The organism is Ruegeria sp. BC5 (genome assembly GCF_056539205.1).
In genome coordinates this window covers 1,246,787-1,269,392 of the sequence record NZ_JBQFUN010000001.1, presented here as the reverse complement: position 1 = coordinate 1,269,392, position 22,606 = coordinate 1,246,787, and the positions used below count along the sequence as shown (strand labels likewise).

The window sequence follows — 22,606 nt, the reverse complement described above, 5'->3', positions numbered from 1 at the left end:
TTTGGCGCACGCTTTAATCTTGAAAAATGCCACCCTGTTCGGGGTGGCATTTTCTTTGGTGCTAGCCTTCTCATTGACCCGTGGAGGATTCGCTGTTACCTAATTATTGAACAAGTGTTCATTAATTCGATGAGGAGGTCGCAACATGTTCACGGCCACAATGCAATTTGATCTGGGTGAGGATGTGAACGCTCTGCGCGAGATGGTGCATCGCTGGGCGCAGGATCGGGTCAAACCGATGGCGGCCGAGGTCGATCAATCGAACGCCTTTCCCAATGAGCTGTGGAAAGAGATGGGTGACCTCGGGCTGTTGGGCATCACCGTGCCCGAAGAGTATGGCGGGGCGGGGATGTCCTATCTGGCCCACACCGTAGCGGTGGAGGAAGTGGCGCGGGCCTCGGCTTCGGTCTCGCTGTCTTACGGGGCGCATTCGAACCTGTGCGTCAATCAGATCAAGCTGAACGGCAATGACGAGCAGAAGGCGAAATACCTGCCGCGTCTGATCTCGGGTGACCATGTTGGCGCGCTTGCAATGTCCGAGGCCTCGGCCGGATCAGACGTTGTGTCGATGAGGCTGCGCGCGGAAAAGCGCAACGATCACTACCGTCTTAACGGCAACAAGTATTGGATTACCAATGGGCCGGACGCGGACACGCTGGTCGTGTATGCCAAGACAGACCCGGACGCGGGCTCAAAAGGGATCACGGCCTTTTTGATCGAGAAAGAGATGAAGGGATTCTCGACCTCTCCGCATTTCGACAAGCTGGGGATGCGGGGGTCGAACACAGCCGAACTGATCTTTGAAGATGTCGAAGTGCCGTTCGAGAACGTTCTGGGCGAAGAGGGCAAGGGCGTTGCGGTTCTGATGTCAGGTCTGGATTATGAACGCGTCGTGCTGGCTGGGATCGGCACTGGCATCATGGCTGCCTGTCTGGACGAGATCATGCCCTATCTGGCCGAGCGTAAGCAGTTCGGCAAACCGATCGGTAGCTTCCAACTAATGCAGGGCAAGATTGCCGACATGTATACCGCGATGAATTCCGCGCGGGCTTATGTCTATGAAGTTGCCAAGGCTTGTGACCGGGGTGACGTGACCCGTCAGGATGCAGCGGCGTGCTGCCTTTACGCCTCGGAACAGGCGATGACGCAGGCGCATCAGGCTGTGCAGGCGATGGGCGGGGCCGGGTTCCTGTCGGATTCAGCGGTCAGCCGGATATTCCGAGACGCCAAGCTGATGGAGATCGGCGCGGGCACCAGCGAAATTCGCCGAATGCTGATCGGGCGAGAGTTGATGAGCGAAATGCGCTGAGAAAAACGCCCCGCCAAAGGGTGGCGGGGCGTTAAAGACAAGGATCAGAAGCGATGGACGTAGGATACGCCGACCAGCCAGGGATCGATTTCTGCAGTGCCGATATCGGTGCCGTTCAGTTTGACGTCGGAGTCGATGTCGAACCAGCGCACGTTCAGACGCACAGCTCCTTTTTCGGTGACCATGTAGTCCAAACCGGCTTGCAGCGACACACCGAAGGAGTTGTCGATGTCCAGATCCCCAAGCGCGGATTTTTCGTCAAAGAAGATGGTGTAGTTCAGACCGGCGCCAACATAGGGCTTCCAGGCGCTGTTGGTCGCGAAGTGATAGTTCAGCGACAGAGTGGGCGGCAGGTGTTTGGTGCTGGCCAGATCGGTGCCCCCCAGCGCGATGCTGTGGCTGAACGGGGTCGCGGCCAGCAGTTCGATGCCAAGATTGTCCTGGACAAAATACTCTACTGTGAAGATCGCGCTGGTGTCTGCGTCAATGTCGGTATCGAGACCAGCCAGGGTTCCGTTGTCGGATTTCGGGTCCAGATAACCAACACCGACACCCACGGTCCAGTCACCTTGGTTTTGGGCCATTGCAGGGGCGGCAAGTGCGACAAGCGCAGTCGAGAGCGTCAAAGCGGCGAGTGTTTTGGTCATTTTATGGCCTTTGAATTTGTTGATGAGTCGCTTGTGCAGGACCGGACCGTTGCGAACTCTGATCTGCATCAAGTTCCTGTGAAAGCAGGGGGGCGTCCGCACCCGCCAAGGGTAAGAAAAACAAGGGGTTTTGCGCATGCATCCCGATAAGTGCATACCCGGTATGCGGAAGGCGGGCGTCTGGGATATTCCGGATCAGCTCAATATGGCGCGACAATGCCTGGCGCATCCTCGTGACAATGTGGCCATCGTTGATCTGACAGACGGGTACCGCGAAACCGTTACCTTTGGTCAACTCACGCGCATGACGGACGCGATTGCACGTGAACTGCATCAGCAGGTTCAGCCCGGCGACCGCGTGGGTGTGTTGCTGAGCCAGTCGCCCTGGTGTGCGGCGGCGCACCTGGCGATCTGGAAGCTTGGGGCGATTTCGGTGCCGCTGTTCAAGCTGTTCAAACGGGATGCGTTGGCCTCGCGCGTGGGGGATGCGGGTGCGCGTCTGGTGCTGACCGATGCCGAAGGAGCCGCGTTGCTGGGCGATCTGGCCCACCCGGTTCTGGTCGAACATATTGCACAATCGGATGATCCGTTCCCCTGCTCAGATACAGGCCCCGAGGACCCGGCGGTGCTGATCTATACCTCGGGCACCACGGGCAGCCCAAAGGGCGCACTGCATGGGCACCGGGTTCTGACCGGCCACCTGCCGGGTGTCTCGATCAGCCACAATCACCTGCACGAAGGCGATTGCCTATGGACACCTGCGGATTGGGCCTGGATCGGAGGTCTGTTCGACGTATTGATGCCCGGGCTTGCGCTGGGTGTTCCTGTGGTCGCGGCGCGGTTGGAAAAGTTTACGCCGGAAGCCTGCGCCGACGTGATCGCCCGCGGCGTTGTGCGGAACGTGTTCTTCCCTCCGACCGCACTTCGCATGCTGAAGGCGGCGGATCAGGCCATCCCCGGTCTGCGCTCGGTCGCTTCGGGCGGTGAGCCGCTGGGGGCCGAGATGCTGGCCTGGGGGCAACGGGCGTTTGGCCTGACGATCAACGAATTCTACGGCCAGACCGAATGCAACATGGTCGTCTCCTCCTGCGCCGAGGATTTCCCGGTGCAACCCGGCTGCATCGGTAAACCAGTGCCCGGGCACGAGGTAGCGGTAATCGATGAGGACGCCAATCCGACCGATGAAGAAGGTGACGTGGCCATCCGGCGCGGTTCGGCCTCGATGTTGCTGGAATACTGGAACCGGCCCGAGGCGACGGCTGAGAAGTTTCGCGGCGACTGGCTGATCACCGGAGATCGCGGCGTGTGGGAGGGCGAGTATCTACGCTTTGTCGGTCGCGATGATGACGTGATTACCTCAGCCGGATACCGCATCGGCCCGGCCGAGATCGAGGATTGCCTGCTAACCCACCCGGCGGTGGCGACCGTGGGCGTGGTCGGCAAGCCCGACCCACTACGGACCGAGATCGTGAAGGCCTATGTGGTGCTGAAACCGGGGGCTGAGGCTTCGGGGTCGGAGTTGCAGGACTGGGTCAAGGCGCGTCTGGCTCAGTATTCCTATCCGCGTGAGGTCGCATTTCTGGAGGAGTTGCCGATGACGGTGACGGGGAAGGTGATCCGGAAGGAATTGAAAGTGCGAGCGGCGGCGGAGGACAAACAATGCTGAATAAGTTGCACAGCTTTGATTGGCTTACTCTAGGCACTGTTTCAGTTCTCACCTTTGTGCTGCCCCAAGACCTTTGGGCACAGAACTATCAAGTTCAAGATGAGCACGGACAAACTACCGTGGATCAAGCCTACATGGATGCTCAAGTCCGTGGGTGTGTCGAAAGTGCTGGAGCACCAACAGACCTTTCCGACTGTATTGGTGCTTTTTCGGGCGATTGCATGAATGAAGATATTTCTTGGGGGCAAAGCACTCTGGGAATTTACTTTTGTGTCGAAGCTGAAACAGCGGTCTGGGACACGCTGGTGGACGAGAGTGCCGCAGACCTGCTGGTTCATTACAGCATGCTTGATGAAGGAGACGCTGAGAAAGCTTCCTCTCTACCTTTTAGAGTGCCGAGTTTAACCGAAGCACAAGAACGTTGGGAAGAAATGCGGGAGGCGGACTGCTTGGTGGAGTATCTTCAGTGGAGAGGGGGAACAGGTGCGAAACTCCTTGGGGCCGGGTGTCGCTTGGAGCGAACGAGCCAAAGAGTGGTTTGGTTAAAGACGTTGTTGGAGGAAAGATGATGCTTCTTATTTCGGCGGGTTTTCTGATGGACCAGGAAAGCAAAGAATGAAACTCACATCCAAAGCCATGCCCGCCTCTGAGGGCTTCAAGACAAACCGCACCGCTCATCTCGATGCGCTGGCACAAATCACTGCCGCCGCCGAAGCAGCCCGCATGGGCGGTGGTGAGAAATCCCGCGCGCGGCATGAATCCCGGGGAAAGATGCTGCCACGTCGTCGGGTGGCGAACTTGCTGGACCCGGGGTCTCCGTTCCTTGAGATCGGGGCGACGGCGGCGCATGCGATGTATGGCGATGCTGCGCCCTGTGCTGGGGTCATCGCGGGCATTGGCCGCGTGCAGGGGCGTGAGGTTATGGTGGTGTGCAACGATGCCACTGTGAAAGGCGGCACTTATTACCCGATGTCGGTCAAGAAACATCTGCGGGCGCAGGAGATTGCTGAGGAAAACAACCTCCCCTGTATCTATCTGGTCGATAGCGGCGGTGCGAACCTGCCCAATCAGGATGAGGTCTTCCCCGACCGCGACCACTTTGGCCGCATCTTCTACAATCAGGCACGGATGAGCGCCAAAGGGATTGCACAGATCGCCGTGGTAATGGGCTCGTGTACGGCGGGTGGGGCCTATGTGCCTGCGATGTCGGATGTGACGATCATTGTGCGCGACCAAGGCACGATCTTTCTGGCCGGGCCGCCTCTGGTCAAGGCTGCGACCGGAGAGATCGTCAGCGCCGAAGATTTGGGTGGCGGCGACGTTCATACTCGCTTGTCTGGTGTAGCCGACTATCTGGCCGAGGATGACGCCCACGCGCTAGCTCTGGCGCGGCGCGCGGTCGGGTCGCTAAACCTGCGCAAACCGCAGACGGTGGATTGGGCCAGCCCCGAGGATCCGGCCTATGACCCCGAGGAAATTCTGGGCGTTGTGCCCGCCGATCTGCGCACGCCGTATGACATCCGCGAGGTGATCGCGCGGTTGGTCGACGGCTCGCGTTTCGATGAGTTCAAACCGCGCTTTGGCGAGACGCTGGTGACTGGCTTTGCCCATGTCAAAGGCTGCCCTGTCGGGATCATTGCCAACAACGGCGTGCTGTTTTCCGAAGCTGCGCAGAAGGGCGCGCATTTTGTCGAGCTGTGTTCGCAACGGAAAATCCCTCTGGTGTTTTTGCAGAATATCACCGGCTTCATGGTTGGTCGGAAATACGAAAACGAGGGTATCGCACGGCATGGGGCCAAGATGGTGACAGCAGTTGCCACGACGAACGTGCCGAAGGTCACGATGCTGGTCGGCGGTTCTTTTGGGGCCGGGAATTACGGCATGGCGGGACGGGCCTATCAGCCGCGCTTCCTATGGACCTGGCCGAACTCGCGGATTTCCGTGATGGGAGGCGAACAGGCGGCGGGTGTTCTGGCCACCGTCAAACGCGACGGGATCGAACGGCAGGGCGGCACCTGGTCTGCCGAGGAGGAGGCCGAGTTCAAACGCCCCACACTGGAGATGTTCGAGGAACAGTCGCATCCGCTCTATGCCTCTGCTCGGTTGTGGGATGATGGCATCATTGACCCACGCAAAAGCCGCGATGTGCTGGCGCTGTCGCTGAGAGCCGCGCTGAATGCCCCGATTGAAGAGACACGTTTCGGCGTGTTCAGGATGTGATGCGCATGGACCTGAAAGAAGTAATGACCCGCTACCCGGACGCACAGACTTTTAAGTTCGGCGATAGCGCTGCCTTGAGTGCTGAATTGCTGGCATTGGTGCGCTCAGGCCAAAAAAAAGCAACTTGTGGGGCGCTGCGCGACTATCCGGGCGGAAGCCCTGAGACACCAGTTGTCGGGCGACGCGATATCGCTCTGGAATGGGATGACACCCCGGCTTTGGTGATCGAAACGGTCGATGTCACGATCTGTTGTTTTTGCGATGTGACTGAGGACTTTGCATTGGCCGAGGGTGAGAATGAAACGCTTGAAGGATGGCGCGAGGATCACCGTTGTTACTTCGAGCGCAATGGCGGTTTCGATCCCGAGATGGAGTTATTGTGCGAACGTTTCCGTCTTGTCGAAGATCTGGCTGTTGAGGGGTAAGACATGTTCAACAAAATCCTGATTGCCAACCGGGGCGAGATCGCATGTCGCGTCATGGAAACGGCTCAGAAAATGGGCGTCTTCTGTGTTGCGGTCTATTCCGACGCGGATGCCTCGGCAAAACATGTGCAGATGGCCGATGAGGCTGTCCGTATCGGCGGCGCGGCTCCCGCTGAAAGCTACCTGAAGGGCGACGTGATCATTCAGGCTGCGCTGGATACCGGAGCTCAGGCGATCCATCCGGGGTATGGCTTTCTCTCGGAAAACCCCGAATTCGTGGATGCGGTCGATGCGGCTGGTTTGACGTTCATCGGCCCTTCGGCGGATGCGATCCGCAAGATGGGTCTCAAGGATGCGGCCAAGGTTCTTATGGAGCAGGCAGGCGTGCCGGTTGTGCCGGGATATCATGGTGACAATCAGGACCCCGAACATCTGGCGGGCGCTGCTGAAACCATCGGCTATCCCGTGTTGATCAAGGCCGTGGCAGGTGGCGGCGGCAAGGGCATGCGGCTGGTTGAACGTCCCGAGGATTTCGCCTCAGCATTGGACAGCGCACGGGGTGAGGCCAAAACAGCCTTTGGCAATGACGCCGTTCTGGTCGAGAAATTTGTCGCCAAACCCCGCCATATCGAAGTGCAGGTGTTTGGCGACGGCACCCATGCGGTGCATCTGTTTGAACGAGACTGCTCGCTTCAACGCCGACACCAGAAGGTGATCGAGGAGGCTCCGGCCCCGGGTATGACGGCTGAGATGCGCGAGGCGATGGGGCAGGCGGGCGTGCGGGCCGCCGAGGCGATCGGGTACAAGGGCGCAGGGACGGTTGAATTCATCGTTGATGCTTCGGACGGGCTGCGTCCGGACAGGTTCTGGTTCATGGAGATGAACACGCGCCTGCAGGTCGAGCATCCCGTGACCGAAGCGATCACCGGGGTCGATCTGGTCGAATGGCAATTGCGGGTCGCCGCTGGCGAGGCGTTGCCGAAACGTCAGGACGATCTATCCATCACTGGCCACGCATTTGAGGCCCGTCTTTATGCCGAGGACGTGCCCAAGGGCTTCCTGCCTGCAACGGGCACCCTGACGCATCTGCAATTCCCTACGGCCTGCCGTGCCGATAGCGGAGTGCGTGCGGGTGATACGATCAGCCCTTGGTATGACCCGATGATCGCTAAAGTCATTGTCCATGGCCCCACGCGCGCGGTTGCATTGGAACAGCTTCATCGTGCCCTGCAGCAGACCGAGGTCGCAGGCACCGTGACCAACCTCGCCTTTCTGGGCGCGCTGACCCGGCATGACGGTTTCGCCACAGGTGATGTAGATACCGGGCTGATCGGGCGGGATATTGATGCGCTGACACTGGTAGCTCCGATTTCGGCAGCGACATGCGTGGCGGCTGCGATGATGGCGTTGGACTTGGTCGATACGAAGGAAGAGACTGGGTTTTCCCTGTGGGCTCCGTTGCACCGAGCAGTTCAGCTAAAGGCAGATGACACCCTTGATCTTGATGTTCAGGTTGAAGGTTCAAATCGTCAGGTTTGGCAGGTCGGGGAAGATACTGTCATTGCCGAGCGCAGCAACGGTATCTGGTCCATTGACGGCAACCCAATGCCGCAGGTGTCGGTTTCGGGCGCGCGGATCACGGTCTTTGACACCTACGGGCAGGCGTTTGACATTGTTGATCCGCTGGACCGCGATGCCAGCGCTGCAGGCGATACTAACGTGATCGAAGCCCCCATGCCCGGGTTGGTCAAGGCGGTGTTTGCCACCGTGGGTCAAAAGGTAAGTGAGGGAGACAGGCTTGCCATTTTGGAGGCGATGAAAATGGAACATTCCCTTCTGGCCGCCCGCGACGGTGTCATTGCCGAGGTGCTGACTGAGGACGGCGCGCAGGTCGAAGCCGGAGCGGCCCTGATCAGATTGAAAGAAGAGTGACCTGTTCGCGCACCGCATCGCGTGGCACAGTCAGGCCATCCGAACAGGACACGAAACAAAACCGGGAGGAGCGCAGCCATGGGTGAGCGGGTCGAGATTTTCGAAGTAGGTCCACGTGACGGCCTGCAAAATGAACAGCGTGAGATCCCGGTTGCCGAGAAAGTGGCGCTGGTCGACTGCCTCAGCCGCGCCGGGTTCAACCGGATCGAAGTGGCCAGTTTTGTATCGCCCAAATGGGTGCCGCAGATGGCCGGCAGTGCGGAAGTTTTGGCCGGAATAAAAAGGCCAGATGGGGTGCGCTATGCCGCGCTGACGCCCAACATGCGTGGATATGAGGACGCCCTGACGGCCAAAACGGATGAAATTGCAATATTCGCCTCGGCCTCCGAGGGATTTTCGAAAGCCAATATCAACGCCACGATTGCCGAATCCATCGAGAGGTTTACACCGATCCTCGAGGCCGCGCGCCACATTGATCTGCCTGTGCGTGGCTATGTCTCTTGCGTGACCGACTGCCCCTATGATGGCCCAACACCGCCCGCGAAGGTGGCCGAGGTCGCAGATCAGCTGTTTGGCTTGGGCTGCTATGAGGTCTCATTGGGCGATACAATCGGGCAGGGGACGCCAGATACCATCGCGCATATGCTCTTGGCCGTACGAGAACGCGTGCCGGTAACCCGTCTGGCTGGGCATTTCCACGACACCAATGGCCGGGCGCTCGACAATATTGATGCTGCCCTGGCGTTGGGCGTGCGGACCTTTGATACGGCGGTTGGTGGATTGGGCGGGTGCCCTTATGCGCCCGGAGCTGCGGGGAATGTCGCGACCGAGGCCGTGGCCGCCCATCTGGAGCGGTTGGGCTATGAAACCGGACTTGATCTGGAAATCGTAGAGCAGGCCGCGCAAATGGCGCGGGCCATGCGGCCAGAGTGAGGGGCGGGCATGTTTGAAACGATCTCGGTGACCACAGACGCGCGTGGAGTTGCGGCTTTGACGCTCGACCGGGCGGAAAAACACAACGCGATGTCGGCGCAGATGATTGCCGAACTGACACAAGCGGCCGCGCAACTGGGTGCAGATGACACAGTGCGCGTGGTGGTGTTGACCGGGGCGGGCAAGAGTTTCTGTGCGGGCGGTGACCTGGGCTGGATGCAGGACCAGATGGCCGCCGACCCCGAAACGCGGTTTACCGAGGCGCGCAAGCTGGCCGAGATGCTGCAGGCGCTGAACACCATGCCCCGCCCGCTGATCGGTGCGATTCAGGGCAATACGTTTGGCGGTGGTGTTGGGCTGACTGCTGTTTGCGACGTGGCCATTGGTGTGGACAGCGTAAAGATGGCCCTGACCGAAACGCGGCTGGGCCTGATCCCCGCCACGATTGGCCCATATGTGATTGCCCGGATGGGTGAGGCGCGGGCGCGGCGCGTGTTCATGTCGGCCCGGTTGTTCGATGCTGTCGAGGCGGTCGAGCTTGGGCTGCTGGCCAAAACCGTTCCGGCTACCGATTTAGCTGATGCGGTCGAAGCCGAAGTTCTGCCCTATCTTTCCTGTGCGCCAGGCGCGGTTGCCTCGGCCAAGGATTTGGTCAGCAAGCTGGGACCCAATATTGACGATGCTGTGATTGACCAGACGATCCGATCCTTGGTGGATCGGTGGGAAACCGACGAGGCGATGGAGGGAATCGGTGCGTTCTTTGAAAAGCGAAAACCTGTATGGAAAAGTTAGGTTTAGGCCTTAATTTCATTGCAGTTGCAGTAGGAATCACCTTTCCCGGATCACAGGGCATGACAAGTGGATTATTACTCCTGTCTGCGACTGTGTTCGGTTGACCCTCTGACCCCGCGCGGATAGAGAATGTCCAGTCAACACGCCAATTGACGGCGCCCCCCGACCGGGTTGCGCAGGAAAGGAGCTATTCGTGGAAGACCTGCTACGGGAGTATCTCCCGATTCTGGTGTTTCTGGCCGTTGCTGTCGGCCTTGGAATCGTCCTGATTCTGGCGGCTGTGGTTCTGGCAGTCCGCAACCCCGACCCTGAAAAGGTCAGCGCATATGAATGTGGCTTCAACGCCTTCGATGATGCGCGGATGAAATTCGACGTCCGGTTCTATCTGGTCTCGATTCTGTTCATCATCTTCGATCTGGAAATCGCCTTTCTGTTTCCGTGGGCCGTCGGCTTCAAGGACATCAGCGATGTAGGGTTCTGGTCGATGATGGTGTTCCTGGGTGTTCTGACCATCGGCTTTGCCTATGAATGGAAGAAGGGGGCCTTGGAATGGGAGTGATGACGGGTGCAAACACTGCCGGTGTCGACAAAGAAGTTGCAACCCAGGCCCTGAATGCCGAGTTGCAGGACAAAGGGTTCCTGCTGACCTCGACCGAAGACATCATCAACTGGGCCCGCACCGGATCGCTGCACTGGATGACCTTCGGTCTGGCCTGCTGCGCGGTTGAGATGATGCACACCTCGATGCCGCGTTATGATGCCGAACGGTTCGGTATCGCCCCGCGGGCGTCCCCGCGTCAGTCCGATGTAATGATCGTGGCGGGAACGCTGACCAACAAGATGGCTCCGGCGCTGCGCAAGGTTTACGACCAGATGCCCGAGCCGCGCTATGTGATCTCGATGGGGTCCTGCGCAAATGGCGGTGGGTATTACCACTATTCCTATTCGGTCGTGCGCGGCTGTGACCGCGTGGTTCCAGTGGATATTTACGTCCCCGGATGCCCGCCAACCGCCGAGGCGTTGCTGTATGGCCTGATGCAGTTGCAACGCAAAATCCGCCGCACCGGCACCATCGTACGCTGAGGAGAGAGCTGATGAGCGAAGCACTCAAAGAACTCGGCGCGCAGCTTGAACTGAAACGGGCCGATTGCGTTCTGTCCTGGGATGTGACCCATGGCGAGCTGAACGTGGATGTGGCGCCGTCGAACCTTGTGGAATTCGTTGAGTTCCTGAAATCCGACCGGAATTGCCAGTTTTCGTCGCTGGTTGACATCACTGGCGTGGATTACCCCGAACGGGCCAAGCGGTTCGATGTGGTGTATCACTTCCTGTCGATGTACCAGAACCAGCGCATCCGCCTGCGGGTTTCAATTCGAGAAGAAGACATGGTGCCCTCGATCGTTGACGTTCACCCCTCGGCGAACTGGTTCGAGCGTGAGGTGTTCGACATGTTCGGCATCCTGTTCTCGGGCCACCCGGACCTGCGCCGCATCCTGACCGACTATGGGTTCCGCGGCCACCCACTGCGCAAGGATTTCCCGACCACCGGCTATACCGAGGTGCGCTATGACGAAGCGCAAAAGCGCGTTGTCTATGAGCCGGTGTCGTTGGTGCAGGAATACCGTCAGTTTGATTTCATGTCCCCGTGGGAAGGCGCGAACTACATTCTTCCGGGGGATGAAAAACAGGAGACTGAATAATGGGTGGCATCTGGTGGCTGATCCTTTCTGCACTGACCATCATTCCGATGGTGAAGATTTTGCCGTTTTTCGGGATCAACAAGTTCTGGTGCCTTCTTTGTCTGGTTCCATTTGGCACAATTGCGTTGCTGTGGTGGGTTGGGCTGAAACTGCAAGAGTTGGAGCGCCGCTGAGATGATGGGTGAACTTATCATTTTGGGTGCGCTGGGGGTGCTGCTGGCAGGTGCCGCTGCCAAAGCGGCCGAAGCTGAAAAGGTTCGGGTTCGGGCCGAAGCGAAAAAGAAAGAACGGGGGCGTTGATGGACGGCTCAAGATACGATGACGGCAGCACGGACGCGCTGAGCGGAGAACAGAAGATCCGCAACTTCAACATTAACTTCGGCCCGCAACACCCTGCGGCACACGGGGTTTTACGTCTGGTGCTTGAGCTGGACGGTGAGATTGTCGAACGCTGTGACCCGCATATCGGTCTGCTGCACCGTGGCACCGAAAAGCTGATGGAAAGCCGGACGTATCTGCAGAACCTGCCGTATTTCGACCGTCTGGATTACGTGGCACCGATGAACCAGGAACATGCCTGGTGTCTGGCCATCGAAAAGCTGACAGGGGTCGAGGTGCCGCGCCGTGGCTCGCTGATCCGGGTTCTGTATTCCGAGATCGGGCGCATCCTGAACCATCTGCTGAACGTGACAACGCAGGCGATGGACGTGGGCGCGCTGACTCCGCCTCTGTGGGGGTTTGAGGAACGTGAAAAGCTGATGGTATTTTATGAGCGCGCCTGCGGTGCCCGCCTGCACGCCGCCTATTTCCGCCCTGGTGGTGTCCATCAGGACCTGCCGCCGGAACTGCTGGACGATATCGAGGCGTGGAGCCACGAATTCCCCGCCGTTCTCGATGACATCGACGGTCTGCTGACCGAAAACCGTATCTTCAAACAGCGTAATGCCGAAATTGGCGTCGTAACCGAGGATGACATCCAGAAATACGGCTTCTCGGGCGTGATGGTGCGCGGGTCTGGTCTGGCATGGGATTTGCGTCGCGCGCAGCCTTATGAATGCTATGACGAGTTCGAATTCCAGATCCCCGTCGGCAAGAACGGCGACTGCTACGACCGTTATCTGGTGCGCATGGAAGAGATGCGCCAGTCGCTGTCGATCATCCAGCAGGCCATCGTCAAAATCCGTGAGTGCCCCGGCGATGTTCTGGCGCGCGGCAAGATTACCCCGCCGAAACGCTCAGACATGAAGACCTCGATGGAAAGCTTGATCCACCATTTCAAACTTTACACCGAAGGTTTCCACGTTCCCGCCGGTGAGGTCTACGCCGCCGTTGAGGCCCCAAAGGGCGAGTTCGGCGTCTATCTTGTCGCCGACGGCACCAACAAACCCTACCGCGCCAAACTGCGCGCACCGGGGTTCCTGCACCTGCAAGCCATGGACCACGTCGCCGGAGGCCACCAATTGGCCGATGTTGCCGCCATCATCGGCACCATGGACGTCGTATTTGGAGAGATTGACCGCTAATGCTCCGCCGCCTCCACCCCGAACAACCCGAAAGCTTTGCCTTCTCCGCTGCCAACCAGCAATGGGCCGAAGCGCAGATCACCAAGTACCCCGAAGGGCGCCAGGCCAGCGCGGTTATCCCGCTGCTGTGGCGCGCGCAGGAGCAGGAAGGCTGGCTGAGTCGTCCGGCGATTGAATCCGTCGCCGACATGCTGGGCATGGCCTACATCCGCGTGCTTGAGGTCGCGTCTTTCTACTTCATGTTCCAGTTGCAGCCGGTTGGTTCTGTTGCGCATATTCAGGTTTGCGGCACGACGTCCTGCATGATCTGCGGAGCCGAGGATCTGATTGCGGTCTGCAAGGACAAGATCGCTGCCAGGCCGCATGAACTATCTGCCGATGGCAAGCTGAGCTGGGAAGAGGTGGAATGCCTCGGGTCCTGTACCAACGCGCCGATGGCGCAGATTGGCAAGGACTATTATGAGGACCTGACCACCGAGAGCTTTGGCAAAATCCTCGACGATCTGGTTGCGGGCAAAGTTCCGACACCGGGCCCGCAGAATGGGCGTTATGCGGCAGAACCTCTCAAGGGTCTGACCAGTCTGACGGAATATGACAGTGGTCGAACCCAGTTTAACGCCAGTGTCGAACTGGCGAATGATCTGGGCGATACAGTCAAGCGGATTGATGGGACCGAAGTGCCCATCCTGACCCCTTGGCTGGGTAAGGACGGTAAGGCTGCAGCGACCAAGGCAGCACCGAAACCTCCGAAAGCGCCGGCACCGGGCAAGCCTGCGGTGAAACAGGCCGAAGAGGCGAAGGCGAAAGAAGACCAGCCGGAAACCCTGACCGCGCCGCGCGATGGAAAAGCTGATGACCTGAAGATGCTCAAAGGTGTCGGACCCAAGTTGGAAGAAACGCTGAACGAGTTGGGCTTTTACCACTACGACCAGATTGCGGCCTGGACATCGGAACAGGTGGCTTGGGTTGATGCGCGGCTGAAGTTCAAAGGTCGGATCGAGCGGGACGGCTGGATCGAACAGGCCGGTAAGCTGGCGGCGGGCGAGGAAACCGAGTTCGCCAAACGTGCCAAGGAAGACGGCACTTACGAAGACTAGGACGCATGCCCATCCGGGGCATGAAGGATGAGATGGACAAGGACAAAGAACAGGCCATAGCCCGCAAGGGTCGTCACATAGGTATCGTCATTGCAGTGACGATGACCATTTGGCTTGCCATGAACCTGTTCATTGGCCCCGCACTGGAACTGACGACGCGCCATGCGTTGTTGTTTGATCTCGCCGCTCTGGCGGCGTTCGTCTATGCGGGCGTCAACATATTTCAACTCTGGCGCATGCGTCAGGATAGCTGAAGGTAACACGCGATGCTGAAGGATCAGGACCGGATCTTTACCAACATCTACGGGATGCACGAGCGCACGCTGAAAGGTGCGCAGGCCCGCGGGCATTGGGACGGCACAGCTGGCCTGATTGGCAATGGGCGCGACTGGATCATTCAGACGATGAAGGACTCGGGCCTTCGTGGGCGCGGTGGCGCGGGTTTCCCAACCGGTCTGAAATGGTCGTTCATGCCCAAGGAAAGTGATGGTCGTCCGGCCTATCTGGTGGTGAATGCGGATGAATCCGAGCCCGGCACCTGCAAAGACCGCGAGATCATGCGCCATGATCCGCACACGTTGATCGAAGGCTGCCTGATCGCGTCTTTCGCGATGAACGCACACACCTGCTATATCTACCTGCGCGGCGAATACATCCGCGAGCGCGAGGCGCTGCAGGCCGCGATTGACGAAGCGTATGACGCGGGTCTGCTAGGCAAGAACGCCGCCGGTTCGGGTTGGGATTTCGATCTGTTCCTGCATCACGGCGCCGGTGCCTATATCTGCGGAGAAGAGACCGCCCTGATCGAAAGCCTTGAGGGCAAGAAAGGTATGCCGCGGATGAAGCCTCCGTTCCCGGCGGGCGCGGGGTTGTATGGCTGCCCGACCACGGTGAACAACGTAGAATCCATCGCGGTTGTGCCGACCATCCTGCGCCGTGGTGCGGACTGGTTTGCGGGATTCGGTCGACAGAACAACGCGGGAACCAAGCTGTTTGCCATTTCGGGTCACGTGAACAACCCCTGCGTGGTCGAAGAGGCAATGTCTATTCCCTTTGAGGAGCTGATCGAAACCCATTGCGGCGGCATTCGCGGCGGTTGGGACAATCTTCTGGCGGTTATTCCGGGTGGTTCTTCGGTACCCTGTGTGCGCGGTGAGAACATGCGCGATGCGATCATGGATTTTGATCATCTGCGCAACGATCTGGGCTCGGGCCTGGGAACGGCGGCGGTGATCGTGATGGACAAGTCCACGGACATTATCAAGGCGATCTGGCGGCTGTCGAAATTCTACAAACATGAAAGTTGCGGTCAGTGTACGCCCTGCCGTGAAGGCACCGGCTGGATGATGCGCGTGATGGACCGTCTGGTGCGCGGCGAGGCCGAGCTGGAAGAGATTGACATGTTGTTCGATGTGACCAAACAGGTTGAAGGTCACACGATCTGCGCCCTCGGCGATGCGGCTGCCTGGCCGATCCAGGGCCTGATCCGTAACTTCCGCGAAGAGATTGAAGATCGCATCAAGGCCCAGAAAACGGGTCGGATGGGTGCGATGGCGGCGGAGTGATCGAGATGCGGAGCTTTCGAACAACTTGTGTCGCACTCTTGCTTATCGGGGCTGTAGCAGCCCCAGCCGCAGCTGCGAAACGTGCGGCATACGATCAGGCTGTCGGTGAAGTTCTTGCGGCTCATTTCATAAAAGACAGATGCAGCGGTCTGGCCACTGTTGGCGGTTCTGATTACCAGAGTTACGTGCTGACTGCGACAGAACTGACTGCGGTTCAGGGATTGCGTCGGCAAAAAATGCGCAAGTTCTTATTTTATGGGAGATCCGATTGGCTTAAGGGGCAAGTAAGGAAGGTTCTCGACGACAGAAATGTAGAATTTTCAAACAAAAAATCTCTTTGTGCGTTTGGACGAGGCGTGGCAGGAACCGAAGATGCTATCGGGCGATTTCTGGTAAAGGAGTGACCTAGATGGAATTTCTAACCGACTACTCCCACGCAGTTACTTCGATAGTGATCTTCACGCTCGTGCTTCTGTTCATGTCGCCATTCACGGCTTTGGCGAAACAAAGCAAAGGGTTGGCGCCGGGGGCCACACCCGAACAAGACTATGCTGACAAGGCCTATCGCCTGAATCGCGCCTACCTGAATGGGACCGAGACGCTGCCCGCCTATCTGACGGTCATTGTCGCGGCCATTCTTATGGGGGCCAGCCCATTTTGGGTTAACCTGCTGGCTTCGGTCGCGTTGCTGGCGCGTCTGATAATGCTGGTGGTGCATATTCGCGGTATCGGCAAACCGTCTGCTGGTTTGCGCTCGGTTCTGTATGTCATCGCCTGGGCTTGCATGGTCGTGATGGGGATTATGGCAATAGTGGCGGCGTTTTGATGAAGACTTGGGGAAAATATCAGATGCTAGGACGTAAAAGTGTTGCCGGTCGCGTGTCCATGTTGGCCGGCGTCCTTACGTTGTCACTTGTTTCGGCGTGCGGCGGCATCACGTCGTCCAGTGATCGTGTCCTTTTTGACGGTAAGTATTTTCGGGCCAAAGCAAAGCCCGTCGATAAAAAGAAGATGCCGACCGAATTCACCGTGGTTGTGAATGGAGTTTCTGCCTCGTTGGACGGCGCGCGCGAAGCGGGACGGTACGAGGGGACGAAATTCTGCATCAAGAACTTCGGTTCTTCCAGCATCGCGTGGAAGGTCGGCCCGGATACTGAACCCCAGAACTTGCGTGTCAGCGACGACAAGTTGACCTTTGCAGGAGCTTGCCAGCGACCATGACGCGCGTGATCGCATATCACTCGATGACACGGGGGATGTTATTGCATAGCACCCCGACTGCCGGTCGTCTTGGGTTTCCCAAGACGAAAGGAATTGTCATGTCCAGTGTGAAAATGCTGACGCTGCTGTCTGTGCTGGCTTTGCCCACCATCGTTGAAGCGAAACCGCCCTTGCGCGAAGTCAAAGAGATCGACAACGAACTCTATTACATCGCCATTGCAAATGAGATTTCAGAGTATTGCCCCTCGATCAGCGGGCGGCGTCTGAAAGCGATCGGTGTGCTGTGGGGATTGAAGTCGCAAGCGAACAAACTGGGATACTCGGACAACGAAATCCGGGCGTATGTGGATTCGGATGCCGAAAAGGACCGGATGCGCGCCAAGGGCGAGGCGTATCTGGCCCGACACGGCGTCACCTACGAAAACCCCAATTCCTTCTGCACGCTGGGGCGGGCAGAGATTGAAAGAAACAGCGCCATTGGCGTGTATTTGAGGGCGAACTAGACGATGTCTGACCTCCGTAAGATCAATATCGACGGGCAGGAAATCGAAGTCGATGGTGCGATGACCCTGATCCAGGCTTGTGAGCAAGCCGGGGTCGAGGTGCCGCGCTTCTGTTATCACGAACGTTTGTCGATCGCAGGGAACTGCCGGATGTGCCTGGTTGAGGTTGTGGGCGGCCCGCCCAAACCTGCAGCGTCCTGCGCGATGCAGGTGCGCGATTTGCGCCCCGGCCCCGAAGGGCAAGCGCCGGAGGTCAAAACGAACTCACCGATGGTCAAAAAGGCCCGCGAAGGGGTGATGGAGTTTCTGCTCATCAACCACCCGCTGGATTGCCCGATCTGTGATCAGGGCGGCGAGTGTGACTTGCAGGATCAGGCGATGGCCTATGGTCTGTCGGGCAGCCGCTTCAAGGAAGCCAAGCGCGCGGTGGACGATCTGGATCTGGGACCGCTGGTTGGCACTGCGATGACCCGCTGCATCAGCTGCACCCGTTGTGTGCGGTTCACGACCGAGGTTGCCGGGATCACTCAGATGGGTCAGACGGGGCGCGGAGAAGATGCCGAGATCACCTCGTATCTGAACCAGACGCTGGATTCGAACCTGCAGGGCAACATCATCGACCTGTGTCCGGTGGGGGCGCTGACCTCGAAACCTTACGCCTTTACGGCTCGTCCGTGGGAATTGACCAAGACCGAGAGCATCGACGTGATGGATGCCTTGGGCTCGAACGTCCGGGTGGATACCAAGGGGCGTGAGGTCATGCGCTTCCTGCCGCGCAACCATGACGGTGTGAACGAAGAGTGGATCAGCGACAAAACCCGCTTTGTGTGGGACGGTCTGCGGCGTCAGCGTTTGGACCGCCCATATATTCGCGAAAACGGCAAGCTGCGCCCGGCCTCGTGGCCCGAGGCGCTGACCAAAGCGTCCGAGGCGCTGAAAGGTGCCGAGAAACCGGCGGGTATCGTGGGTGATCTGGCGCCAGTCGAAGCGGCCTTTGCGCTCAAACAGATGATCGAAAGCCTGGGCGGTGTCGTCGAGTGTCGCACCGACGGTGCCCGACTGCCTGCGGGTAACCGTGGGGCTTATGCCGGGACTGCTGCGATCGAGGATATCGACAGAGCCGAGCGTATTCTGTTGATCGGCACCAACCCGCGTGAGGAAGCTCCGGTTTTGAACGCGCGTATCCGCAAAGCATGGGCGCACGGGGCCGAGGTTGCTCTGGTCGGTCCGGCTGTCGATCTGACCTATAAGTATCACCACATGGGTGATGACCGCGCAGCACTGCAAAAAGTCGTCGATATGGGCGGCGATGATGTGATCAAAGGCAAGGCCTCTCTGGTTGTTGTGGGGCAGGGTGCGCTGCAAGAGGCTGACGGTGCCGCTGTTCTGGCCACTGCGCAAGCCATTGCTGCAAATACAGAAAGCGGTCTGATCGTTTTGCATACAGCAGCGTCGCGCGTGGGCGCGATGGACGTGGATGCGACAAACGAAGGTGGTATGGACGCGATCAGCGCGGCGGACGTAATCTACAACCTTGGCGCGGACGAGGTCGAGATCGGTGAGGGCGCGTTCGTCATCTATCAGGGCAGCCATGGCGACCGGGGCGCACACCGCGCCGATGTGATCCTGCCGGGCGCCGCCTATACTGAGGAAAACGGCCTGTTCGTGAACACCGAAGGCCGCCCTCAGCTGGCCATGCGCGCAGGCTTTGCACCGGGTGAGGCCAAGGAAAACTGGGCGATCCTGCGGGCCTTGTCGGCCGAATTGGGCGCGACGCTGCCTTACGACTCGCTGGCGCAATTGCGCAGTGCGCTGATCGAAGCAGTGCCGCATCTTACGCGCATCGACGAGGTGATCGAAAACAAAGTGCAATTGATGGAGGCTGGCCCCCTAGGTACAGCCACTTTCCGCAATGCGATCAAGGACTTTTACCTGACCAATCCAATCGCCCGCGCCTCGCAACTGATGGCCGAGCTGTCGGCGCAGGCACAGGCACGCAAGGCCAGGAAGATCGCGGCGGAATGAAACAGACCTGTTTCATATCGCTATTGGGCGCCTGCAATACGGTGGCTGTGAAAATGCGCGTGAGACGCAACAATAAGGGTGGCGTAAGTGCGGCGGATGCTGTTTACACCAACGCGCCGACCCAGCCGCAGTTTGCGCAGGCAAATGGCCTTCGCAACTTACGCGGAAAACGGAATACCCACGGTGTGAGGACCAATGGCTGATTTCTTTAACACCCCAGGCGGAATAGCCATCATCATTCTGGCGCAAGTGCTTGCCGTTGTCGCCTTTGTGATGATCTCGCTGTTGTTCCTCGTTTATGGCGACCGCAAGATTTGGGCGGCGGTACAGATGCGCCGCGGTCCCAACGTGGTGGGCGTCTATGGCCTGCTGCAATCGGTGGCAGATGCGCTGAAATATGTGGTGAAAGAGGTGGTCATCCCCGCCGGGGCCGACCGCACGGTTTTCATTCTGGCACCGCTGACAAGCTTTGTTTTGGCGATGATCGCCTGGGCGGTAATCCCGTTCAACGATGGCTGGGTCCTGTCAGATATCAACGTCGCCATCCTGTATGTCTTCGCCGTATCCTCGTTGGAGGTTTATGGCGTGATTATGGGCGGTTGGGCGTCGAACTCAAAGTACCCGTTCCTAGGATCGTTGCGCTCGGCTGCGCAGATGATTTCTTACGAGGTTTCCATCGGCCTGATCATCATTGGTGTGATCATTTCTACAGGGTCGATGAATTTCGGCGACATCGTACGCGCGCAGGATGGAGGGCTGGGCCTATTCAGCTGGTACTGGCTGCCGCATTTCCCGATGGTCTTCCTGTTCTTCATCTCGGCGCTGGCGGAAACCAACCGACCACCGTTTGACCTGCCCGAAGCGGAATCCGAACTGGTCGCCGGTTATCAGGTGGAATACTCGGCCACACCCTTCCTGCTTTTCATGGCAGGCGAATACATTGCGATCTTCCTGATGTGCGCGCTAACATCGCTGCTGTTCTTCGGTGGCTGGCTGTCGCCGATCCCAGGTCTGCCCGACGGAGTGCTGTGGATGGTCGCCAAAATGGCGTTCTTCTTCTTCCTCTTCGCAATGGTCAAGGCGATCACGCCGCGTTACCGCTATGATCAATTGATGCGGCTGGGCTGGAAAGTGTTTTTACCATTCTCACTGGCCTGGGTGGTGTTCGTGGCTTTTGCTGCGAAATTCGACTGGTTCTGGGGAGCATTCGCCCGTTGGAGCGTAGGAGGCTAATCATGACGCAGATCGACTATACCCGCGCTGCCAAGTACTTTTTGCTGCAGGATTTCTGGGTCGGCATGAAACTGGGATTGAAGTATTTCTTCGCCCCCAAGGCCACCATAAATTACCCGCACGAAAAGGGCCCTCTGTCCCCACGGTTCCGGGGCGAGCACGCCTTGCGCCGTTACCCGAACGGCGAGGAACGTTGCATCGCCTGCAAACTCTGCGAGGCGGTTTGCCCAGCGCAGGCCATCACCATCGACGCCGAACCGCGCGAGGACGGCAGCCGTCGAACCACGCGCTATGACATCGACATGACCAAGTGCATCTATTGCGGCTTCTGTCAGGAGGCCTGCCCGGTCGATGCAATCGTCGAAGGCCCGAATTTCGAGTTCGCCACCGAAACCCGCGAAGAGCTGTTCTACGACAAGCAAAAACTGCTGGATAACGGCGAACGCTGGGAAGCCGAGATTGCCCGCAACCTGGAAATGGATGCGCCGTACAGATGAGTGACAAGCCCACAAACCCATTCGAGCAAATGCTCAAACAGGCACAGGACATGGCCAAAGCGATGAACCCGGGGCTCGAGAATTTCTCGCCCAAGGGGTTCGAAGCGCTGTGGCCGACCATGCCCAAAGAGGTCATGGAGATGATGTTCGGCAACACCGTCAACAAGGACGGATTGGACGCCAAGACCCGCCTGCTGCTGACGCTGGCCGGGCTGACCTGTCAGGGCGCGCAGGCGGATTCAGCGGTGCGTCAGACCGTGCGTCACGCGCTGGAAGCGGGCGCAAAGAAACAAGAGATCGTGGAAACGATCGGCCAGATGTCGGTCTTTGCCGGCATCCCGGCCATGACCCGCGCGCTGGATCTGGCGCAAGAGGTCATGGGCGACAACGAGGATGAGGATCAATGACCGTCTTTGCCTTCTACCTGTTTGCCATCAGTGCCATCACCGGCGGGCTGTTCACGGTGATCAGCCGCCAGCCAGTGCATTCGGTGCTGTGGCTGATCCTCTCCTTCCTCTCCTCGGCCGGGTTGTTCGTGCTGCTGGGGGCCGAGTTCGTGGCAATGCTGCTGATCATCGTCTATGTCGGCGCGGTCGCGGTGCTGTTTCTGTTCGTGGTGATGATGCTGGACGTGGACTTTGCCGAGCTGAAGGCCGAGATGGCGCGCTATATGCCGCTGGCCCTGCTGATCGGTCTGGTCATCCTGATGCAGTTTGTCATGGCCTTTGGCGCATGGGACAGCGCGCAGGGCGCGGCGGCCAATCTGGCTCAGCCGGTGCCTGTTGATCGCCATAACACCGAGGCGCTGGGCGTCATTCTTTATGATCAATACTTCCTTCTGTTCCAGCTGGCGGGCCTGATCCTGCTGGTGGCCATGATCGGCGCCATTGTTCTGACGCTGCGCCACCGTCAGGACATCAAGCGTCAGGACATCATCGGCCAGATGATGCGCGACCCGGCCAAGGCGATGGAGTTGAAGGACGTGAAACCGGGGCAGGGACTTTGAGACGATGATCGGACTTGAACACTATCTTACGGTCGCGGCGACACTGTTCGTCATCGGCATCTTCGGTCTCTTCCTGAACCGCAAGAACGTCATCATCCTGCTGATGAGCATCGAGTTGATGCTGCTGGCGGTAAATATCAACCTCGTGGCGTTTTCCAGCTTCCTCGGTGATCTGGTCGGGCAGGTGTTTACACTGTTCGTGCTGACCGTTGCAGCGGCCGAGGCGGCGATTGGTCTGGCCATTCTGGTCTGCTTCTTCCGCAACCGCGGCACCATCGCGGTTGAAGACGTCAATATGATGAAGGGGTAAGA

General features: G+C 58.7%; 28 protein-coding genes. 27 read left to right on the top strand and 1 reads right to left on the bottom strand.

From position 1 onward, the window contains the following. The first annotated feature begins 145 nt into the window (after positions 1-145). Complete coding sequence (locus ACR0LY_RS06385; RefSeq protein WP_170348123.1) at positions 146-1,309, top strand: isovaleryl-CoA dehydrogenase; 1,164 nt, start codon at positions 146-148, stop codon at positions 1,307-1,309. A 44-nt stretch (positions 1,310-1,353) separates the two neighbouring features. Here ACR0LY_RS06385 and ACR0LY_RS06380 read toward each other — a convergent pair whose 3' ends face one another. Next, complete coding sequence (locus tag ACR0LY_RS06380) at positions 1,354-1,956, bottom strand: OmpW/AlkL family protein (protein WP_170348125.1); 603 nt, start codon at positions 1,954-1,956, stop codon at positions 1,354-1,356. Positions 1,957-2,092: 136 nt separating this feature from the next. On the opposite strand from ACR0LY_RS06380, the gene ACR0LY_RS06375 reads away from it, so the two are divergent. The 26 genes from ACR0LY_RS06375 (at position 2,093) to nuoK (ending at position 22,604) form a co-directional block, all read left to right on the top strand. Then, positions 2,093-3,622: an AMP-binding protein gene (locus ACR0LY_RS06375; protein WP_170348127.1), complete on the top strand. Its 1,530-nt coding sequence runs from the start codon at positions 2,093-2,095 to the stop codon at positions 3,620-3,622. Continuing rightward, positions 3,616-4,191 (top strand): lysozyme inhibitor LprI family protein, encoded by a 576-nt coding sequence (locus ACR0LY_RS06370; protein WP_170348129.1) that lies wholly within the window; start codon positions 3,616-3,618, stop codon positions 4,189-4,191. Before ACR0LY_RS06375 ends, ACR0LY_RS06370 begins: the two co-directional genes overlap by 7 nt. Before the next feature lie 46 nt (positions 4,192-4,237). Further along, positions 4,238-5,842 carry a carboxyl transferase domain-containing protein gene (locus ACR0LY_RS06365; protein WP_170348131.1) on the top strand — a complete coding sequence of 535 codons (1,605 nt, stop codon included), beginning with the start codon at positions 4,238-4,240 and terminating at the stop codon, positions 5,840-5,842. After that, positions 5,842-6,267 carry an ASCH domain-containing protein gene (locus tag ACR0LY_RS06360; RefSeq protein ID WP_170348133.1) on the top strand — a complete coding sequence of 142 codons (426 nt, stop codon included), beginning with the start codon at positions 5,842-5,844 and terminating at the stop codon, positions 6,265-6,267. Before ACR0LY_RS06365 ends, ACR0LY_RS06360 begins: the two co-directional genes overlap by 1 nt. 3 nt (positions 6,268-6,270) lie before the next feature. Then, the gene (locus ACR0LY_RS06355; protein WP_170348134.1) at positions 6,271-8,199 is read left to right on the top strand and encodes an acetyl/propionyl/methylcrotonyl-CoA carboxylase subunit alpha; all 1,929 of its coding nucleotides are present in this window, start codon (positions 6,271-6,273) and stop codon (positions 8,197-8,199) included. Positions 8,200-8,277: 78 nt separating this feature from the next. Further along, complete coding sequence (locus ACR0LY_RS06350; RefSeq protein ID WP_170348136.1) at positions 8,278-9,132, top strand: hydroxymethylglutaryl-CoA lyase; 855 nt, start codon at positions 8,278-8,280, stop codon at positions 9,130-9,132. A gap of 9 nt (positions 9,133-9,141) precedes the next feature. Next, complete coding sequence (locus ACR0LY_RS06345) at positions 9,142-9,924, top strand: crotonase/enoyl-CoA hydratase family protein (RefSeq protein WP_170348138.1); 783 nt, start codon at positions 9,142-9,144, stop codon at positions 9,922-9,924. Between the two features lie 193 nt (positions 9,925-10,117). Further along, positions 10,118-10,483 carry an NADH-quinone oxidoreductase subunit A gene (locus tag ACR0LY_RS06340; RefSeq protein WP_050602775.1) on the top strand — a complete coding sequence of 122 codons (366 nt, stop codon included), beginning with the start codon at positions 10,118-10,120 and terminating at the stop codon, positions 10,481-10,483. Continuing rightward, positions 10,474-11,007 carry a NuoB/complex I 20 kDa subunit family protein gene (locus ACR0LY_RS06335; RefSeq protein WP_010442777.1) on the top strand — a complete coding sequence of 178 codons (534 nt, stop codon included), beginning with the start codon at positions 10,474-10,476 and terminating at the stop codon, positions 11,005-11,007. The genes ACR0LY_RS06340 and ACR0LY_RS06335 overlap by 10 nt, the downstream gene beginning before the upstream one ends. A gap of 11 nt (positions 11,008-11,018) precedes the next feature. After that, complete coding sequence (locus ACR0LY_RS06330) at positions 11,019-11,624, top strand: NADH-quinone oxidoreductase subunit C (RefSeq protein WP_170348140.1); 606 nt, start codon at positions 11,019-11,021, stop codon at positions 11,622-11,624. After that, positions 11,624-11,797, top strand: coding sequence for a hypothetical protein (locus ACR0LY_RS06325; protein ID WP_058274391.1), 174 nt, complete (start codon positions 11,624-11,626; stop codon positions 11,795-11,797). Before ACR0LY_RS06330 ends, ACR0LY_RS06325 begins: the two co-directional genes overlap by 1 nt. Before the next feature lies 1 nt (position 11,798). Next, positions 11,799-11,924, top strand: a complete 126-nt coding sequence (locus ACR0LY_RS06320) for a hypothetical protein (protein WP_302477176.1) — start codon at positions 11,799-11,801, stop codon at positions 11,922-11,924. After that, positions 11,924-13,147 carry an NADH-quinone oxidoreductase subunit D gene (locus ACR0LY_RS06315; RefSeq protein ID WP_170348142.1) on the top strand — a complete coding sequence of 408 codons (1,224 nt, stop codon included), beginning with the start codon at positions 11,924-11,926 and terminating at the stop codon, positions 13,145-13,147. Before ACR0LY_RS06320 ends, ACR0LY_RS06315 begins: the two co-directional genes overlap by 1 nt. Then, positions 13,147-14,244, top strand: coding sequence for an NADH-quinone oxidoreductase subunit NuoE (gene nuoE / locus ACR0LY_RS06310; RefSeq protein ID WP_170348143.1), 1,098 nt, complete (start codon positions 13,147-13,149; stop codon positions 14,242-14,244). The genes ACR0LY_RS06315 and nuoE overlap by 1 nt, the downstream gene beginning before the upstream one ends. A gap of 32 nt (positions 14,245-14,276) precedes the next feature. Beyond that, a complete protein-coding gene (locus ACR0LY_RS06305; RefSeq protein ID WP_170349358.1) occupies positions 14,277-14,498 on the top strand; it encodes a DUF5337 domain-containing protein in 222 nt (73 codons plus the stop codon). Positions 14,499-14,510: 12 nt separating this feature from the next. Beyond that, positions 14,511-15,809 carry an NADH-quinone oxidoreductase subunit NuoF gene (gene nuoF / locus ACR0LY_RS06300; protein ID WP_170348145.1) on the top strand — a complete coding sequence of 433 codons (1,299 nt, stop codon included), beginning with the start codon at positions 14,511-14,513 and terminating at the stop codon, positions 15,807-15,809. Then, the gene (locus ACR0LY_RS06295; RefSeq protein WP_170348147.1) at positions 15,806-16,213 is read left to right on the top strand and encodes a hypothetical protein; all 408 of its coding nucleotides are present in this window, start codon (positions 15,806-15,808) and stop codon (positions 16,211-16,213) included. The genes nuoF and ACR0LY_RS06295 overlap by 4 nt, the downstream gene beginning before the upstream one ends. A gap of 5 nt (positions 16,214-16,218) precedes the next feature. Further along, positions 16,219-16,635 carry an MAPEG family protein gene (locus tag ACR0LY_RS06290; RefSeq protein ID WP_170348149.1) on the top strand — a complete coding sequence of 139 codons (417 nt, stop codon included), beginning with the start codon at positions 16,219-16,221 and terminating at the stop codon, positions 16,633-16,635. Further along, a complete protein-coding gene (locus ACR0LY_RS06285) occupies positions 16,635-17,030 on the top strand; it encodes a hypothetical protein (RefSeq protein WP_226688669.1) in 396 nt (131 codons plus the stop codon). The genes ACR0LY_RS06290 and ACR0LY_RS06285 overlap by 1 nt, the downstream gene beginning before the upstream one ends. Positions 17,031-17,128: 98 nt before the next feature. After that, entirely contained in the window at positions 17,129-17,533 is a 405-nt protein-coding gene (locus ACR0LY_RS06280) for a DUF5333 domain-containing protein (protein ID WP_226688668.1), read from the top strand. 3 nt (positions 17,534-17,536) lie between these two features. After that, positions 17,537-19,558: an NADH-quinone oxidoreductase subunit NuoG gene (nuoG, locus tag ACR0LY_RS06275; protein ID WP_170348153.1), complete on the top strand. Its 2,022-nt coding sequence runs from the start codon at positions 17,537-17,539 to the stop codon at positions 19,556-19,558. Positions 19,559-19,753: 195 nt separating this feature from the next. Continuing rightward, positions 19,754-20,791, top strand: a complete 1,038-nt coding sequence (gene nuoH, locus ACR0LY_RS06270) for an NADH-quinone oxidoreductase subunit NuoH (RefSeq protein ID WP_170348155.1) — start codon at positions 19,754-19,756, stop codon at positions 20,789-20,791. 2 nt (positions 20,792-20,793) lie between these two features. Beyond that, a complete protein-coding gene (nuoI, locus tag ACR0LY_RS06265; RefSeq protein ID WP_170348157.1) occupies positions 20,794-21,288 on the top strand; it encodes an NADH-quinone oxidoreductase subunit NuoI in 495 nt (164 codons plus the stop codon). Then, on the top strand, positions 21,285-21,695 hold the full coding sequence (locus ACR0LY_RS06260; protein ID WP_170348159.1) for a carboxymuconolactone decarboxylase family protein: 411 nt from the start codon (positions 21,285-21,287) through the stop codon (positions 21,693-21,695). Before nuoI ends, ACR0LY_RS06260 begins: the two co-directional genes overlap by 4 nt. After that, the gene (locus tag ACR0LY_RS06255; RefSeq protein ID WP_170348161.1) at positions 21,692-22,294 is read left to right on the top strand and encodes an NADH-quinone oxidoreductase subunit J; all 603 of its coding nucleotides are present in this window, start codon (positions 21,692-21,694) and stop codon (positions 22,292-22,294) included. Before ACR0LY_RS06260 ends, ACR0LY_RS06255 begins: the two co-directional genes overlap by 4 nt. A gap of 4 nt (positions 22,295-22,298) precedes the next feature. Next, positions 22,299-22,604 (top strand): NADH-quinone oxidoreductase subunit NuoK, encoded by a 306-nt coding sequence (nuoK, locus tag ACR0LY_RS06250; protein WP_005984024.1) that lies wholly within the window; start codon positions 22,299-22,301, stop codon positions 22,602-22,604. The last annotated feature ends 2 nt before the right edge of the window (positions 22,605-22,606 follow it).